Source organism: Colidextribacter sp. OB.20, assembly GCF_009911595.1.
GTDB lineage: Bacteria > Bacillota > Clostridia > Oscillospirales > Oscillospiraceae > Lawsonibacter.
In genome coordinates, this window is record NZ_QWKG01000052.1 from 1 (window position 1) to 16,935 (window position 16,935).

Consider the following 16,935-nt stretch of genomic DNA (forward strand, 5'->3'; position numbering starts at 1 on the left):
ATTTTGTTACCCATCCCCGCCGAAAAACTACAAAATTTCTTCGGCGTTTTCTTACAATTTCATATCGGCGTTGACACTTTCGCCGCTGCCATGCCCACCAGCTTTTCCTCATAGGTCCGATTCAGCGCACGGCTGCTACTGATGGGGGGATGCAGGCCGTCCATCTGGTAGGAAAACTGGTTGAACGCCCGAAGAATCTCCGCCTGGGAACCTTGATACTCCACAATGGCGCACCGGGTCCGCTCATGGACGGAGGCGCGGATGACTTGGGGAAGTCTCTGGAGATAGCACTCCAACAAATCGGCCTGCTCCAAAGACATTCGGGGCTGGGCCATCTGGACCCGGATACGGCCCCGGCTTCGGTGTTTGATGATTACTTTCATTTCAACCTCCAAGGGCAAAAGACAGGGGGCCGCAGCCCCCTGTCCTGTGTGTATGGGTCAGGTTTCCTCGGCGTCCGTAGTTTCCTGCTCCGCCCGCTGGGCGTTGAGGTCCTTGGCCGAGGCCAGTATGTCGGCAGCGTTCTCCTGCACAGTGGTCACGGTTTCCATGACCGATTCCTTCATCCGCAGAGCGGCGGCTTGGCATGGGTATAGGCTTTTTTTGCATCCCGGCTGGACAGCAGCTTCAGTCCGGCAGAACCAAACAGGACCCCGCCCGCAAAGACAGCCAGGTTTTTGACGCACTTATCACAATCCATAGAAGTTCCTCCTGATTTTTTTCTTACTTGCGCTTGTACCCTGTGAGCATCACCATGACCATGCAAAAGGCGGCGCCCCAGGCCCAAAAGCGGTGCTGCTTCATCGGAATCACCTCCACCTGACGGAAACCGCCATTTTTGCTGGCGCTGTTGATATATGAGGAATGACTGTTTGCTTGGATCAAGTGAATTATATCTGTCAAAAACACGGGGAGTCAAGGCGAACCGTATGCTATTTCAAACTTTTTATCCGCCTATTCCACGTGAAGGGGTTTCCTGCGGATGCTCCAGCGCCTGCATCAGCTTACGAAAACTTTCCTCACTGATAGCGTGTTCCATGCGGCAGGCGTCTTTCTCCGCAGTATCAGGAGCAACACCCGCTTCAATCAGCCACTGCGTAAAGAAACGGTGCTTCGCGTAGATCTTCTCCGCCGTTTCCCGGCCCACCTCGGTCAAGTACAGATAGCCGTCCGCATCCCTGGTGAGGAACCCGCCCTGGCGCAAAAGCCGCAGTCCATGGCTGACGCTGGTCTTGGCGTAGCCCAGGTATTGGGACACATCAATGGCCCGCACCTGTCCCATGCGCTGGCCTAAAATCAGGACCGCTTCCAGATAGTCCTCCCCGGATGCTCGTAATTCCATTTCAATCACCACCTCTTATGCCGGGACTGCCAGCCGCTCAATGGGGATTCCCTGTTCAAACATGGCTACATAGGTCTGGATGCACCTGCGGTAGCAGGCGAAGCACACCTGCATTTCCGCCGGATCGCCGTAGGATTTCCAGAAGCCGCAGCAGGTAAAGTTCCGGCCATGGTTTTCAATAAAGCCGATCACATCCCGGAGCGGGTAGCCCAGGAATACGCCGATCTCATGGGGGAACTCCGGCTGCGTCCGCAGACGGTAAGCAAGCTGTTCCAGCAGGCCGTCCAGGTTTGTCCTCTCATATCCGGCCTCCGCCAAAAAGCTCTGGTAAGCATCGTCAGACAGCATTTGTTCCAAACGGACATGCCGGTACACAAAGACGATCACCGAGCCGGAACCGGGGCGCTCCAAAAGTATCTGAACGGTAAGGCCGAAGGGTTCCAACTGTTTGTTCCATTGGCAAACCTTCTGTCGGGAAACTTCCAGAGAGCAATGATGAAAACAGAAAATGCTTCCCGGCTTCATCCCCGCCAGTGTGGGGGCACACTGCCGGACCAGCACGGCCTCAAAGGTCCGGGAAATGTCTTTGTTCACCACGCTGCCAGCTTCCGGCCCAGCTCCTTGCAGGCTTCCTCGCCCTCTGCATCCGGGGCCTCGTTGACCGTCAGGCCGTTTTCATCCAGGAGGTTGGCCCCGGCATCGTCACAGCGGGTGCACCAGTCCCTCATCCACTGGCCGTCTCCCCAGCCATAGGAGCCAAACAGCGCGATCCGCTTGCCGCCAAGGGAACCCTCCAGAGCGGAAAACATCGGCTAGAACTCCGCCTCCTCCAGTACCTCGCTGCCCATGGCGGGACAGCCGAAGGCCACGGCGCTGTAAGCGGAGAACTGACTGGCCGAGAAATCCCCAGGCCCCAGCAGCGCCGCTTCGCCGCCAGCGGCTCGGACGCCCTCGGCAATGTAATTGGCCATAGTCTCCGTGTTTCCGGTTCCGCTCCAGAATACGATTGCGATCTTGTTCATGTCGAACACTCCTTTATAGAATATTTTTGGCTGTAGTTAGCTATAACTAACTTTTGCGGCCAAAGAAGCCCCAAGGGGAGATAGCCTTGGGGGGAAGAAAGTAGGAGGTCATCCTGCCACTGTGGTTAGATATTACTAACTACAAAGCAAACGTTAGCACAGCGAGCTGTTTTTGTCAAGGGGCAAATTGGAAATTTTTTATGACGCCATTTTCTTGAACGGGTATAGGGATAATAGATAAAATTTCACATTCTGTCCGCTTTTTTCTTGTTCAATCATGCGGTTGTGTACGACTAACCCAGTGTGTTATACTGACTTCGCTGTGCGTCGTGATGGGCGAGTCTCTCAGATTGCCGTCTGACGCATTCCTTTGTGTCTTATGGTTAGCTATAACTAACTTTTTGCGGAGGTGGCTGTCATTAAAAAACATTTGACTACGATTGTTTTGTTCACTCTGCTCCTGGTGCTGGCCGTTTGGTCGCTGTTTATTGGCGTTCTGGACGTAGATTTATCAGGGCTTTTGCAGGGAGACCGAGAGCATTTGGAGGTATTCCTGATCTCCCGTCTGCCCCGTCTCCTGGCAATTCTCTGTACCGGCATCGGCATGAGTGTGGCGGGCCTGATTATGCAGCAGCTCTGCATGAACAAGTTTGTCTCTCCGACCACAGGGGCCACCATTTCCTCCGCACAGTTCGGTATCCTGCTGGCGCTGCTGTTCCTGCCCAATTCCACCCTATGGGGGAGAGCCGTTTTTTCTTTCGTATTTGCGGTCCTTGGCACCTGGATATTTGTCTGGTTCATTCAGCGTGTCCAGTTTAAGGACGTGGTGATGGTTCCGCTGGTGGGCATCATGTTCGGCAATGTGATCGGCGGCATTACAAATTATCTGGCGTACAAGTATGAAATGACGCAGGCGCTCTCTACCTGGCTGGTAGGCCACTTCTCCATGGTCCTGCGGGGACGGTATGAGATCGTTTGGCTGACGGTTCCGCTGGTGGTGCTGGCTTTTCTGTTTGCAAATCATTTCAACATTGTGGGCATGGGGAAAGACTTTTCACAAAATCTCGGTGTTCCATACAACTTTGTGCTGTTCCTGGGTTTGACGATTGCCGCGATGATCACCGCCTCCGTCGTTGTGGTGGTAGGCTCCATCTCCTACATCGGCCTGATCGTCCCCAATCTGGTGGCGATGTTCAAGGGTGATAAAATCCGTGGTACATTGATTGATACAGCCCTGTTTGGTGCGCTGTTTGTGCTGGTATGCGACATGGTGGGCCGAATGGTGATCTTTCCGTATGAGCTGCCCATTGAATTAATCGTCGGCATCATTGGAAGCGTCCTTTTTGTGGCCCTGCTGCTCTATCGTCTCAGCCATGGGCGGAAAGCAATCCGCCTGAGCAGGAAAGGGGGCGGTGCGGCATGAATACAAAGGCAGTGCGCGCCAACCGGCAGAAGTTGGCGGTCCTTGCCGCGCTCGTCCTGTTGTGCGCCGCAGGGTATATGTTGGTGGGCGTACATTTTGACAACGCAAAGCTGTTTCAGTATGCGATGAAGATACGCTTTCCCAAATTGATCGTTATGCTCATTACCGCTTTTGCCATTGGCGGGGCATCTATCGTGTTTCAGTCTGTTATCAACAATACCATCGTAACCCCCTGCCTGCTGGGTATGAACTCCCTCTATACGCTGATCCATACCGCCGTTGTTTTTGTAGCGGGGTCCGGCAGTATTCTGGCCGCAAACGCAAACTGCTCGTTTGCAGTGGACTTGGTGCTGATGGGCGTGGTGGCAACGGTGGTTTACAGTTTCCTGTTCAAGAAGACAAAGCACAATGTACTCTATGTACTGCTCATCGGCACAGTTTTATCCTCTTTCTTTTCCAGCATCCAGAGTACCCTCACCCGCGTGATGGACCCTAACGAGTACGACAGCCTGCTGGCAACGCTGGTGGCCAGCTTCAGCAATATCAACTCAGAGATCATTGCCATATCGCTGTTCGTGCTGGCGGCTATTGTTTTTGCCCTTCGGAGAGAGCTGGCCCTGCTGGATGTGATTACGCTGGGGAAGGATCAGGCCATTAACCTGGGCGTGGATTATGACCGATGCGTCCGCCGCCTGCTGCTGGGGGTCACGCTGTGCATTGCGGTGGCCACCGCAATGGTTGGACCAATCTCTTTTCTCGGCCTCATTATCGCCAACCTGTCCCGGCAACTATTGAAAACCTATCGCCACACGCAGTTGATTCTCGGCTCCGCTTTCTTCGGCATGATCGTATTAGTGGGCGGCCAGCTCCTTGTGGAACACGCCTATTCCTATACGATTCCGGTCAGCGTGTTTATCACAGTGGGCGGCGGTGTGTATTTCCTCTATCTACTTCTTACCAACAGGAGGACTTGACCATGCAGGTAAAAGATTTGACAAAGCGGTACGATGGGAAAACGGTGGTAAATGAGGTCAGCTTTGCCATTCCCAAAGGGAAAGTGATTTCTTTGATCGGCCCCAACGGAGCAGGAAAGTCAACCGTCATGGGCATCATTTCACGGCTGATCGCACGGGACGGCGGAACGGTGGACTTTGAAGGCTCGGATATTGGAAAATGGAAAAGCCGGGAGTTGTCCAAGCGGCTGGCCATCCTGACGCAGACCAACAATATCCAGATGAAGCTGACTGTGCGGGAGCTGGTGACCTTTGGCCGGTTCCCCTATTCCGGGGGAAGGACTACGGCGGAGGATCAGGAGATTATCGACCAGGCCATTTCCTACATGGAATTGGAGGCGTTTGAGGATCAGTTTATTGACGAGCTTTCCGGCGGCCAGCGCCAGCGGGCGTACATCGCCATGGTGATCGCCCAGGATACAGAATATGTCCTGCTGGATGAACCGACCAACAATCTGGATATTTACCATGCCACCAACATGATGAAGATCGTCCGTCGCCTTTGCGATGAGCTGGGCAAGACGGTGATTTTAGTGCTGCACGAAATCAACTACGCGGCATTCTATTCTGATTATATCTGTGCGTTTAAGGACGGCAGGATTGCCAAGTTCGGCACGGTAAAGGAGGTGATGACCAAGGAAAATTTATCCCAGGTGTATGGCGTGGACTTTGAGATCATGGAGATCGCAGGCCGTCCGCTGTCCATCTATTATTAAGCCCCCACATTTTTCGGTACTTTATTTGAAAAGGAGAACAACGTTATGAAAAAATTGATGTCCCTGCTCCTCGCCGCCCTGCTTGTGCTTGGCCTCGCCGCCTGCGCCAGTCAGACCGGCGGTGCGCCTGATACGAACCAGCAGGAGAACAGTACAGCTCCGGTTTCCGATGGATCGGCTCCCTCTGGAAATACCTCAACCCCTGCCGCTCCTGAAACCATCACCATTACCAGTCTGAACGGAAATCGGGAACCTGCGGAACTGGAGGTTCCCTATGACCCCCAGCGTATCGCCATTCTGGATATGGCAAGTCTGGATATTCTCGACGCATTGGGCGTGGGGGATCGTGTAGTTGGCTCCGCCTCTACCAGTCTGGATTACCTCCAGAGCTATGTGACGGATGAGAACATCTCCAACCTGGGAACGATTAAAGAGGCCGACTTGGAAGCTGTCATGGCCTGTGAGCCTGATGTGATCTTCATCGGTGGGCGTCTGAGCAAGTCCTATGACGCACTCAGTGAGATCGCCCCCGTGGTCTACCTGTCCACCGACAGCAGTATCGGCGTGGTGGAATCGGTCCGCAAGAACGCCGCTACGATTGCTTCCATGTTTGGTCTGGAGAAGCAGGTGGCAACGCTGATGGGGGGATTTGACAGCCGCATTGAGACGCTGAAAGCCTTTGCCGAGGACAAGAACGCAATTGTGGGCCTGTGTACCAGCGGCGGCTTTAACGTCCTGGGCAACGATGGCCGCTGCTCCATCATCGGCGTGGAGATCGGATTTGAGAATGTAGGTGTGGACGCCAATATTGATACTTCCACCCACGGAAATGAGGCGTCTTTTGAGTTCATCGTTGACAAAAACCCAGGGTACATCTTTGTGATGGATCGTGACGCCGCCATCGCAACAGAGGGCGCTCAACTCGCCCAGGAGATCGTGGAAAATGAGCTGGTTATGGGAACGGATGCTTACCAAAATGGGCACATTGTGTATCTGGCCCATCCTGCCGTGTGGTACACCGCCGAGGGTGGTGTCACCGCACTGGATTTGATGCTGGCGGATCTGGAAAGCACTCTGCTGTAACAAAATCAAGGAGTGCCGGTGTGAATCTACACCGGCACTCCAGTTAAATTATCTGGCTCGTTATAGATGGAACTGGACACATATCGGCCGCTTATGTTTCCAATCTAAGAGGGTCAATTACGATAATCTTTCGATCCAGCTTCTGCGCATATCGCACAGTCGCCGCCGTTCCGCCGCGCCGTTCTCCGTTGTAGACGGCCAGCAGAGCGGCGGCGTGGTCTACCAGAAAGCGGTTGCGGTCCAGCATACAGTTTTTGTGATAGGCTCTGCTGACGTAGACAATGGAATCCGCCCGGTCCAGGATAGAATGATAGCGGTCCCGCGATGAAGCTGACCACTTGTCCGTCTGCTCTTTGCAGGGGAGGATACAGTGGAGCTTGATTGCGGGATTCTTCTCTCTCAGGCCGAGGACGGAGAGGGCCGACCATGTATCGGTAGCCTCTGCCATGCCAGACAGGAATTGTGTGAAACCAGCGTTGACCAGCATGGCGATCTGCTCCGCCAGCACCGCTTTCAGCGCCACGCACCGGCTGTCCATTTCGTTGTACTTCCACGGGAATTTGCTGGGCCGGTGTCCAGTGAATGCACAGCAATTTCCTAACACGGTTCACCATCCTCGGCGTAGCGTTCCTGGTAGTCCTTGATATAATCGTCCAGGTATTCCAGGTACTCGGCCCCGCCGCCCTCAATCGTTTCCAGAATGGTGGTGATCCTGCGGCGGCATTCCGCTTCTTCGCTCTCCGTCAAAGCCCGGCCCTCGTCAAGATGGGTAGTTGAACGGGGGATAACAACATCGTTAATAATGTCGTTAAACAGGTTGTCCAGCATGGTCTCCGGCGTGTCAAGCTGTTCAGCGCCCGCCGAGCTGGGATCGTCAACCACGATCCAGACATAGCCGATTTTCTTGGAGTAAACAATGTCGAAGTAGTTTTGGTTGTCAATGTAATCCTCAAAGGCTTTAAGGATAGCGTCCAGCTCTTTTCGTACTTCTTCCGTATAAATCATAGCGATGCGACCTTTCTGCTTTCATAAAGTTGCTCTCTGGTAGCGTACCCGGTTCAGGTTAATTCTAATAAGCGTGCGCCCTCTTAATTATAGGATTGCTCAATATATTAGTCAATAGCCCGATAACAAGAGCGGATAACAAAGCATGAAAATTTTATAATAAAGGCATCCTAATCACAGGGGGATGCCGCGGATGAGCAAGAAGGAAGTGGAATTCTGCAATCGAGACAGATTCATTGAGCTTGGCCTGACGATTGCCAGCCTGCGAAAAATGCAGGGACTGTCTCAGGAAAAGCTGGCGGAGAAAGCAAAGATCAGCCGCTCCCACCTGAGTTCCATTGAGGCCCCCAACATCGTGCGGCCCTTTTCCCTCGAAGTATTGTACAACATCGCAGACGCTTTGTGTGTACGAGCGGGAGACCTGCTGAACACCACGCTGCCCCCGACAAAATGAGAACAGCGCTATGCCGGCGGCATGGCGCTGTTTCTGACCTTATGCGGCCTCCCCACCATAAAGGTCATGGTTGACCTGGGCGGCGTAGTGGTTCTCAATGGTGGCCGGGGCGTTGTACAGCACGGTCAGCAGGTACTGCTTCATGTTTCGCACCTGGGTGGTGTTCTCTCGGAGGCAGTCGAACACGAAGCGGATGTGTTCAGAGTCCAGCTTCAGCAGCCGGGACTTCACCACCGCCTGGGGGAAGTCATTCCCCGCCACCCGGAGGTTTTTCTTTTTGGAGCAGACCGCCTCCATCATTAACTCCACCATCTCGTCCAACTGCCCAGCATCATAGGGGCGCTCCCGCACGAAATCGTCATAGCCGATGTTCTCCCGGATCAGATCCCGATAGGCGTCCATCTCACCCTGACTCATCCCGCCGCTCCTGCTCCGCTTCCTTCCCTTCGCTTCAGGCGGCTCTGCCGCCGCAGGCATCATGGAAGGGGTGGAAGGGAAAGGAAAAGAATCCGTACTTTGTGAAGTCAGTATTTTGTTTTCTTTTGTTTGTACGTCTTTTATTATTTGCGTGGCCTTTTCCGTCTGCGTGGAGGCCGTAGACGGTTCCTCCGTCATTGGATTTCCCGACAACGGAGAAGCCGAAGACGGCCCTTCCGGGGGCGGTTCGTGAGAAACAGGGTACTCCCGGATGATGTACTCGTTGCTGCCGAATTTCCCGGCCTTGTCGGTGGTCTGGCGGCGCTGGACATACCCGGCTTTCTCCAGTTCCACCACGGCGGCCCGGATGGCGTCTTTGCCCTCCAGGCTGATTCGGGCGAGGCCAGCCAGGGTATAATCCCAATCTTCCGGGAGACTGAGCATCAGGGACAGCAGGCCCTTGGCCTTGAAGGAAATGGTCTTGTCCCGCAGGTGATAGTTGCTCATGACGGTGTAATTTTGGGTGCGTTCCACACGAAAAACTGCCATAACATTTCACTCCAAATTCATAAAAATTAGAGCCAGGAAACAGGACGATCCTGTTCCCCGGACTCTTGAAAATTAGTTATAAATGGGGCAGCCATAACCCCAGATCTCGTAATGGCCCACATTGTAGCTGCGCTGGCGGCAGCTATCGCTTGTATTGCCCTCCACGGTATAGACGTTCGTACCGTCCGTGCCGATTACGATGCCCACATGGTCGGCGTTGCCGCTGTTGTCATAGCGATAGGTAATCCGCCGCTTTTACTGTCCTCGTGAGAGAACAGCAGTCAGAGCGGATTTTCCCCCGCTTCGCACCGTGCGTGCGACTTTCACCGCACACGGCGCTCCATCAATGCAGATTATTTGTTGCGTGTATGGGCAATGCGCATAAAGAAGTTTTGCCTATTGGGAGTGCAACCGCATGATGCTGTGGTGTCATGCGGTTGTCGTTTTGCTGTACCGGCTAAATTCCGGGGAAAAATCAACCTCCCCGATAAAGTTATAGTGTACGTCAATGCGCTGGGTGCGATGGCCGCTGGATTTATCCGGGGCGTGGACAACTACCTTTTCCACAAACTCATGTAAAAGGGCCGGGGTCAGCTCGGTGGGTTCGGTGTACTTCTTTACAATCTTCAGAAAATTCTGGACATTGACAGTCTGGGCCTCCGCCTCGGCTACAACGCCTCGCAATTCCTCCGCAGACTGTTTCAGATCCGCCTGTTCCTTTTCGTATCCCTCGGACAACCGGGTAAACCGCTCTACACTCATCGCACCCGCCACACGATCCTCATAAAGCTGTTGAATAATGCGGTCAAGCTCACTGATGCGCCGCTCCTGTTTTTCCAGCTTGCGCTTGGCCCGCTCCTGCTCGGTACGCTGTGCCGCCGTCTTATTCTCCATGACGCGCCGTACAAACTCGTCCTCGTCATCCTGTGCGTAGGCTACCACCCTCTGCAAATTTTGAAGTACAAGCTGTTCCAGTACCACGGCCCTGATATAATGGGCGGTGCATTGCTTTCTGGAGCGGTAATTTGCACAAGTGTAACTCTCCTGTTCTTTTGTAAATGTAACGGTGCGGTGGTGATACAGCTTTGCTCCGCAGTCGGCGCAGTAGGCCAGCCCGGAGAAAAGGCCCATTTCCCCCAGTTTGGTAGGGCGGCGGCGCTGCTCCCGATTCTTCTGCACAATTTCCCATGTTTCTCTGTCAATTATCGCTTCGTGGGTATTCTCAAACACCGCCCGTTTGTCCGGGGGATTGATGATTGCTTTCTTGCTCTTATAGGAGAGTTTGGTTGTTTTGAAATTTGTTGTGCGGCCCAAATAAGTATCCTGCTCCAAAATGCTCAGAACAGTTGCGGGATTCCAGCGGCAGGGATCATCCGGATAGTAACGGCTTGTCCGACCTGTGCGCTGAAACTCAATCGTTCCCGGTGTAGGAATTTCCCGCTCTTTCAGCATACGGGCAATTTTACCGGGGCCGTTGCCCTCCACGCACAACTGGAAAATCAACTCTACCACAGGGGCGGTTTCCTCGTCCACCAAAAGGTGCCCGTCCTCACCTTTTATATAGCCGTAGGGGGCGTTTGACGCCAGCCTCTGGCCCGACATCCCTTTGTTGCGGAAAACCGCCCGTATTTTCTTCGAGGTGTCCTTTGCATACCACTCATTTATGATATTTCGGAATGGGGTGAAGTCATTTCCCAATTGGTCCTCGCTGTCTACGCCGTCATTGATGGCGATAAAGCGGACGCCCATCTCAGGAAAGCGGATTTCCGTATATAACCCTACTTCCAGATAATTCCTGCCAAACCGGGACATATCCTTGACTACCACCATGCTGACAAGCCCCGCCTCAATGTCGGCCATCATTTCCATAAAGCCGGGACGTTTGAAATTTGTACCGCTCCATCCGTCGTCTTTGTAAACCTTATAGCTGGAAATTTCCCGGTCTTGACAATACCTGGTGAGGATTTCGATTTGATGGGATATGCTGTTACTGTCCCCCTCGTTCTCATCATCGCGGGAGAGCCGGACGTAGAGGGCCGTCCATTTTTCATTCAAATTGCCTGACTGCCTAATCATTTCAGCCTCCAATCCGGCAGTTACCGTTTCTGGCTTTGTGACACTCATATTATACCCAATATCAAGAAAAGTGTCAAATATTCGACAAATTCAGCAGGGTTTATGTACTATTCCTTTGTCAAGTAAACGCATCGTTTTCCAGAAACGGCAGCTCCCTCGCGGGAAGATTACTTTAATAAGAAATGCGTCTCACGATGAGACGCATTAACGACAAATTTTGCATTGGTTGGCGGTTTTATATTTCGTTGTTCACGATTAGAAAAACAAGGCAGGATCAGACGGCGGCTGGCAGGCCGCTCCATAGGATTTATCGTGCCTCCCCCCATTCCCGTGGCGGGGCGTCCTACGCTGTGACGCATAGCCGACGCAAGTATCATCATACCCATATGCAGTTCGTGGCCCGCTGCTGTGCCATAGCAGCTTTGCGGCGCTGGCCCCGTTCGCTCCGTCCTCCCGGTGTCCGGCCTCCTTTCACGGGGGATCATCCCTGCGTACCCGCCGCCCGGCTCCGCGCATACAGAATGTATCTGATTGCCTTATTCAGTTGTAGTCAAGCCCTTTCCCTGTTGAACGGAAAATACCTGCTTCTACTCCTTAATATCCCTGGAAATTGCTTTTTGCTCATTATCCGCAGGAACTTCCAAAACTTCCTAAAAGGTTATAAAAAACGACAGCTTTTCTTAAATACGTCTCACGGTGAGACGTATTTTATCGACAAATTCCGCACAACCTGTTATACAAAGAGCGGGACGGCAAGTGTGAACCGTCCCGCTCTTATAAGGTTTTATCTGTTTTTCAAGAAATTCATAAGCATCTGCGCTGCCTGTCCGCGAGTTGCCAAGCCTTGGGGTGCCAACTGTCCGTTGCCCTTGCCGCTCATGACACCGTTCTCCACCGCCCAGCGCAGGGCCTCCAGCGCGTAGCCGCTGGCCTTGTCCGCGTCGGTGAAGTGCAGCTCCTTATCGGTGGCGGCGGGGCTTCCGGCGTACCGCCAGAGCATGACGGCCAACTGCTCACGGGTAATGCTGTCGTTAGGACCGAACATCCCGTTCCCGTAGCCGCCTACAATGCCCCGGCTGGTAGCCCAGCGGATCGCCTCGGTGTACCATGCGCCGGTCGCCACATCGCCATATTGCAGCAGGTAATTGACAACCGGCCTGCCCTCCCTGTTAAAGAGTATCTGTGCGAATTGGGCACGGAAAAGGTTATCGTTCGGCCCAAACAGGCCGTTGCCGTAGCCGCCCATTAGACCATTCTGCAGAACATAGTCCACAGCCTCGTGATACCACGTCCCCACGCTCCCCAAGTCGGTAAAACTGCGGGAGGGGCAATCCGCGCCGCCGTCACAGGGCTTTTGCGTATCGTCCGGCAGGGGGGCGAACATGGCTTTCACGGTCACGGCCCTGCTGGGCATGGTGAAGGTGTACTTGTTGCCGCCCTGGGCCGTCAGCTTGATTTCATTCCCCCGGCTATCGGTGACGGTCAGGACATCCAGCACATAGCCGCTGTCCGGGGTGACGGTCAGGGTGACAGTGCTGCCATTGCTGGCGTTGGTGCGGTTGGAGGTCACTTTGCCGTGTTCTGATTTCTCCACGGTGACGGCGTAGGTGTTGGAACTCCAACCACCGCCGCCATGATTGCCGCCGGTGGGAGGATCAGGCGTGGTCGCGGGGGCCGTCCAGCCTACGGAGATCGGGGACAGGCCGGTCACGGTAAACCGGAGGCCGTCCGCCGTATTTGTGACAGCAGGTGTCTCCGTATCACCGGGCGTTTTGCCAAAATCGGAGGTGGTGAACATATGCACCACTGTAAAGCGGTAGCCGCTGTTGGTGCCGCTGGGGTAGGGCAACGTGACGGTCAGGCCCCCGGAGGGGAAGTTGTCCTTCGTGGTGGGCGTCCAGGTCGCGCCGCCATTCGTGCTGACCAGCAGGGTTACATCGTACACCGCTGTGTTCTCTGCTGGCACACCGGTTTGGGTTATTGCGGCCCGCATGGTTTGCATAATCTTCTCTGGTGCGTTCAAATGCTCCAGCTCTCTGAACGCGAACGGAACTTCCGAAATACCATCTGTAATTTCCAGTTTCGTCACCGCCTCCGGCTCCGGCGGTGCGCCGTCCTGCTCAAACACCGCCTTGACGGTCACATCTGCGGCGGGCATGGTGAAGCTGTTGCCACTGATGGTCACATCGCCGGAGATCACCTGCCACTCCTTGAAGTGATAGCCGCTGTTCGTCGTGGCGGTCAGGTTGATTGTTGCCCCCTGTGCCGCAGAGGTCGGGGAAGCGGAAGCCGTGCCGCTGCCCTCGGTCTGTACCGTTACGGCGTAAGTCGTAGGCAGCGGCGGGGTACTATCCTGCTCAAACACTGCCTTGACGGTCACATCTGCGGCGGGCATGGTGAAGCTGTTGCCACTGATGGTCACATCGCCGGAGATCACCTGCCACTCCTTGAAGTGATAGCCGCTGTTCGCCGTGGCGGTCAGGTTGATTGTTGCCCCCTGTGCCGCAGAGGTCGGGGAAGCGGAAGCTGTGCCGCTGCCGTTGGCCTGTACCGTTATGGTGTAAATTGTAGGCTCCGGCGGGGTCTGATCCTGTTCAAACACCGCCTTGACGGTCACATTTTCAGCGGGCATGGTGAAGCTGTTGCCGCTGATCGTCACGCCGCCGGAGATCACCTGCCACTCCTTGAAGCGATAGCCGCTGTTCGCTGTGGCGGTCAGGTTGATTGTTGTCCCTTGTTTTGCAGAAGATGGAGAAGCGGAAGCCTCGCCGTTCCCATCATTTTGAACGGTTATGGTGTGTGCAATCATTCCAATTACATCCACGGGCCAGTCGGTTGTATACGCGGCATTATCCGGGACATGGATTGTGAGATTAGGACACCACCAAAAAACGCCTGAACCCAACAGTGTCGGTGGGGTATTACTTACAAATGTCAGATCGGTTAGGCTGGTGCAGCCATTAAATGCATAATTCCCAATTGAAGTCAGAGCCTCGGGCAGTTTTGTCAATGTAAGACTGGTACAGTCATAAAATGCGCTATCCCCAATTGAAGTCAGGCTATTGGGCAGTTCTGTTAGCTTAAGGTTGGTACAGCCACGAAATGCGTAGCGTCCAATCGAAGTTATGCCAGCGGGCAATGTTGTCAACGCAAGGTTTGCACAGCCGCGAAATACCCAGTCCCCAATCGAAGTTACGCCAGCGGGCAGCTCGGTTAGCGCAAGGCTGGTACAATTTTGAAATGCCTCATCCCTAATCAAAGTCACGCCGGAGGGCAATGTTGTCAGAGCAAGACTGGTACAATCACTAAAAGCGCAATACCCAATCGAGGTTAGGCTATCGGGCAGTTCTGTTAAATTAAGGCTGGCGCAACCACTAAACGCAGCAGCCCCAATTGAAGTTACGTCAGCTGGCAATTCTACCAACGCAAGGTTGGTACAGCCACTAAATGCGCCATTCCCAATCGAAGTCACGCCGTTCTCGATCACTACTTTACGAATGTCCTCACGATGCCGATTCCATGAAGCATTATTGGCATCGGGCATATCCCCTGAACCAGTAATAGTGAGCGTGCCGTCCTCGTTCAGCGCCCAATGAAACCCGTTATAATCACCGGATGCTTTTTCGCTTGTCTCCGCAGTCCGTCCGCTGTGTCCTGGGCCTTCCTCGCTGCCCGTTTCGCCGTGATTTACCGTATTCTGTGTCTGTGCGTCCACTTCGGCAAACGCCGCCAGTGCCCAGGCAGGGCAGAGGCTCAGGCACAGGGCCAGAGCGGTGATGATGCTGAATAGTTTGCGTTTCATGCAGTATGCCTCCTCATGCGGCAGAGGAAATTTAGTTCCCCCATGGGGGGACTGAGAAAGGGGCGCGCCCCTTTCTTAATCCATTTTCGTCGCAATTTTCTATTTCACAACATACACAAAACTTTCTAAAAAAACAAGACCGCTCGACCAGAATGCAGGATTTGCTACCAATTAACATCCCCCGCCCCTTGACAGCGGCAATTTTCCCGGTTACGCTAAGTACAAACAGGATTGGGGAGGGCGGAAAATGCGGATTGGAAAACGGTGGGCCAGTTGTCTGGCGATGGGCCTGTTCCTGCTGTGCGCGGCGGGGCTTGTGTGGCTGCTGGCGGCGGAGACGGTTCCCAATCAACAACCTGTGCGCCTGACGCCGGAGGCCGTGAGCGGTGCGCCGGAGCTGGACGGGCTGTACCTCTACGCGGGGCCGCTGGAGCTGGAATACACTCTCCCGGCACAGGCGGGAAAACTGCGCCCGGTCCTGGAGATCCGACAGTTATTTGCGGCGGCAGAGCTGCGGCTGGACGGCGCGCCCTTTCAACAGCTCCCGGCGGGCACGGGCAATTTGTATGTGACCCTGCCTGGGGAGTGGGCGGGGAAAACCCTCACCCTCCTTATGGAAAAAGGGGAGGAGGACCCGGAGCCGTCCTTGTATTTCCTGGACAGCGTTCTGCTCAACGAACAGGCCCGCGCGGATACCAGCCTCCGCGCCTTTCCCGCCGCCGCGTTCGGGGTGGTCTTTCTGCTGACGCTGGGCCTGTTCCTGTATGGCTGGCTGGAGGGGACCCGGCCTTGGCCGGTCCTGCTGCTCTGCGCCGCCGCCCTGGGTCAGACGGCGTACTTCTATATGCAGAACTTCTCCCTGTTCACTTTGCCTCCCGCGCTCTACGGCCTGGTGCTGCACCAGTCCCATGCGCTCCTGTTCGCCGCGCCAGCTTTGTATCTGATGCTGGGGATGAAAAAACGGCGAAACGTGTTTGCACCTTTCGCCGTCCTGCCCGCGCTGGTCTATTGGGTCGTGGCGGGATTTCAAACGGTGATCCCGCTCTTTTCCAATTTTGCCGCCCGCACCGGGATCGTGTTCTGGTTTACGATTGCCGCACTGGTGGTCTGCTCCGTTCTGGAATACCGGGACGGCAATCCAGTGTTCCGGCGTTTCCTGCCCTGGCTGGGAGGGTGTGTTGTGGTCATCATACTGCTGAGTATGCTCCCGGCGGGGCGGACGGGTCCCCACGCATCCATCCTGTGGTCGTTCCTGGCCCACCCGATCCTCTGGATCGACACAGAACTGTTTTACTGGAACAGCCTGCTGCTGGCCCTGTGCTTTCTGGAGAGCGCGGCGGCCTACATCCGGCACAGGAGCGAACGGGAAACGGAATTACAGGTGCTGTCCGCCCGTGAAAGCCTGACGCGGGAGCAGCTTGCCACCGTGCTGGAGAGCGCCGCCGCCCTGGGGGAGCTGCGCCATGAGGTGAAAAATCATTATTTGGTCCTGCAAAACCTGTCCCGCACGGGAGAGACGGAGCGGCTGGACGCCTATCTGAGCGAGCTGGCATCCGATGTGTCCTCTATTCCCGCTCTGACTTACGCGCCCCATCCGGCGATCAATGCGGTGTTGACGGTCATGCTGGCGCGGGCACAGAAACAGGGCGTCGAGGTGGAGCGCCGGATCGACGTGCCGGAAACTCTGCCGTTCCCGGACACAGAGCTTTGTATGGTGCTGATGAATTTACTGCAAAACGCGCTGGAGGCTAATGCCCTGGCCCCGGATGGAGCGCGGAAATGGCTGCGGGTCGATCTCCATATTCGGGGCGTCCATTTGTATATCGGGGTGGAAAATTCCCGCTTTGCTCCGGTGGACTATGACGCGGAACGTGACCTGTGCCGCACAACGAAAGAGGACAAATCCGCCCACGGCTACGGCCTGAAAGCAGTTCAGACCATAGCGCGGAAGTATCAAAGCGAGCTGCTGCTGAAATTCCCGGACAATGCCTTTTCCGTTGCTACCGCCCTGCAAATGCCAGATTAAAAAGCCG

15 protein-coding genes and 2 pseudogenes are annotated in these 16,935 nt (G+C 54.8%); 6 read left to right on the forward strand and 11 right to left on the reverse strand.

Annotated features, from left to right (window positions below; translation table 11 throughout):
* Window positions 1-59: 59 nt before the first annotated feature.
* The 5 genes and pseudogenes from D1641_RS12910 to D1641_RS12930 form a co-directional block, all read right to left on the reverse strand.
* On the reverse strand, window positions 60-383 hold the full coding sequence (locus D1641_RS12910; RefSeq protein WP_160666362.1) for a hypothetical protein: 324 nt from the start codon (window positions 381-383) through the stop codon (window positions 60-62).
* A gap of 57 nt (window positions 384-440) precedes the next feature.
* A pseudogene (locus D1641_RS12915) lies at window positions 441-700 on the reverse strand (DUF6110 family protein).
* A gap of 246 nt (window positions 701-946) precedes the next feature.
* The gene (locus D1641_RS12920; protein WP_160666364.1) at window positions 947-1,342 is read right to left on the reverse strand and encodes a metal-dependent transcriptional regulator; all 396 of its coding nucleotides are present in this window, start codon (window positions 1,340-1,342) and stop codon (window positions 947-949) included.
* A 15-nt stretch (window positions 1,343-1,357) separates the two neighbouring features.
* Window positions 1,358-1,939 (reverse strand): DUF3793 family protein, encoded by a 582-nt coding sequence (locus tag D1641_RS12925; RefSeq protein ID WP_347707435.1) that lies wholly within the window; start codon window positions 1,937-1,939, stop codon window positions 1,358-1,360.
* A pseudogene (locus D1641_RS12930) lies at window positions 1,933-2,364 on the reverse strand (flavodoxin). Before D1641_RS12930 ends, D1641_RS12925 begins: the two are co-directional and overlap by 7 nt.
* A gap of 430 nt (window positions 2,365-2,794) precedes the next feature.
* Between D1641_RS12930 and D1641_RS12935 the strand changes: the two are divergent.
* Genes D1641_RS12935 through D1641_RS12950 form a run of 4 tightly spaced genes read left to right on the forward strand, consistent with a single transcriptional unit; the run spans window position 2,795 to window position 6,599 of the window.
* A complete protein-coding gene (locus tag D1641_RS12935) occupies window positions 2,795-3,787 on the forward strand; it encodes an iron chelate uptake ABC transporter family permease subunit (RefSeq protein WP_201757359.1) in 993 nt (330 codons plus the stop codon).
* Window positions 3,784-4,761 (forward strand): iron chelate uptake ABC transporter family permease subunit, encoded by a 978-nt coding sequence (locus D1641_RS12940; protein ID WP_160666366.1) that lies wholly within the window; start codon window positions 3,784-3,786, stop codon window positions 4,759-4,761. The genes D1641_RS12935 and D1641_RS12940 overlap by 4 nt, the downstream gene beginning before the upstream one ends.
* A 2-nt stretch (window positions 4,762-4,763) precedes the next feature.
* Window positions 4,764-5,516 carry an ATP-binding cassette domain-containing protein gene (locus D1641_RS12945; RefSeq protein ID WP_160666368.1) on the forward strand — a complete coding sequence of 251 codons (753 nt, stop codon included), beginning with the start codon at window positions 4,764-4,766 and terminating at the stop codon, window positions 5,514-5,516.
* A 45-nt stretch (window positions 5,517-5,561) separates the two neighbouring features.
* The gene (locus tag D1641_RS12950; protein WP_160666370.1) at window positions 5,562-6,599 is read left to right on the forward strand and encodes an ABC transporter substrate-binding protein; all 1,038 of its coding nucleotides are present in this window, start codon (window positions 5,562-5,564) and stop codon (window positions 6,597-6,599) included.
* A gap of 91 nt (window positions 6,600-6,690) precedes the next feature.
* Here D1641_RS12950 and D1641_RS12955 read toward each other — a convergent pair whose 3' ends face one another.
* Both D1641_RS12955 and D1641_RS12960 read right to left on the reverse strand, forming a co-directional pair.
* The gene (locus D1641_RS12955) at window positions 6,691-7,203 is read right to left on the reverse strand and encodes an SLOG family protein (protein WP_160666372.1); all 513 of its coding nucleotides are present in this window, start codon (window positions 7,201-7,203) and stop codon (window positions 6,691-6,693) included.
* Window positions 7,197-7,604, reverse strand: a complete 408-nt coding sequence (locus tag D1641_RS12960) for a hypothetical protein (protein ID WP_160666374.1) — start codon at window positions 7,602-7,604, stop codon at window positions 7,197-7,199. The genes D1641_RS12955 and D1641_RS12960 overlap by 7 nt, the downstream gene beginning before the upstream one ends.
* Window positions 7,605-7,797: 193 nt before the next feature.
* On the opposite strand from D1641_RS12960, the gene D1641_RS12965 reads away from it, so the two are divergent.
* Window positions 7,798-8,058: a helix-turn-helix transcriptional regulator gene (locus D1641_RS12965; RefSeq protein ID WP_347707436.1), complete on the forward strand. Its 261-nt coding sequence runs from the start codon at window positions 7,798-7,800 to the stop codon at window positions 8,056-8,058.
* Window positions 8,059-8,097: 39 nt separating this feature from the next.
* On the opposite strand, the gene D1641_RS12970 is transcribed toward D1641_RS12965, so the two are convergent.
* The 4 genes from D1641_RS12970 to D1641_RS12985 all read right to left on the reverse strand — a co-directional run bounded on the left by D1641_RS12970 (window position 8,098) and on the right by D1641_RS12985 (window position 13,909).
* A complete protein-coding gene (locus tag D1641_RS12970; RefSeq protein WP_160666378.1) occupies window positions 8,098-9,024 on the reverse strand; it encodes a DUF6017 domain-containing protein in 927 nt (308 codons plus the stop codon).
* A gap of 72 nt (window positions 9,025-9,096) precedes the next feature.
* Window positions 9,097-9,231 (reverse strand): hypothetical protein, encoded by a 135-nt coding sequence (locus D1641_RS19740; protein ID WP_279285699.1) that lies wholly within the window; start codon window positions 9,229-9,231, stop codon window positions 9,097-9,099.
* Between the two features lie 222 nt (window positions 9,232-9,453).
* A complete protein-coding gene (locus tag D1641_RS12980; protein WP_160666380.1) occupies window positions 9,454-11,100 on the reverse strand; it encodes a recombinase family protein in 1,647 nt (548 codons plus the stop codon).
* A gap of 784 nt (window positions 11,101-11,884) precedes the next feature.
* Window positions 11,885-13,909 (reverse strand): S-layer homology domain-containing protein, encoded by a 2,025-nt coding sequence (locus D1641_RS12985; RefSeq protein WP_243149388.1) that lies wholly within the window; start codon window positions 13,907-13,909, stop codon window positions 11,885-11,887.
* A 1,240-nt stretch (window positions 13,910-15,149) separates the two neighbouring features.
* Here D1641_RS12985 and D1641_RS12990 point away from each other — a divergent pair.
* Complete coding sequence (locus D1641_RS12990) at window positions 15,150-16,928, forward strand: GHKL domain-containing protein (RefSeq protein ID WP_160666386.1); 1,779 nt, start codon at window positions 15,150-15,152, stop codon at window positions 16,926-16,928.
* Window positions 16,929-16,935 lie beyond the last annotated feature (7 nt).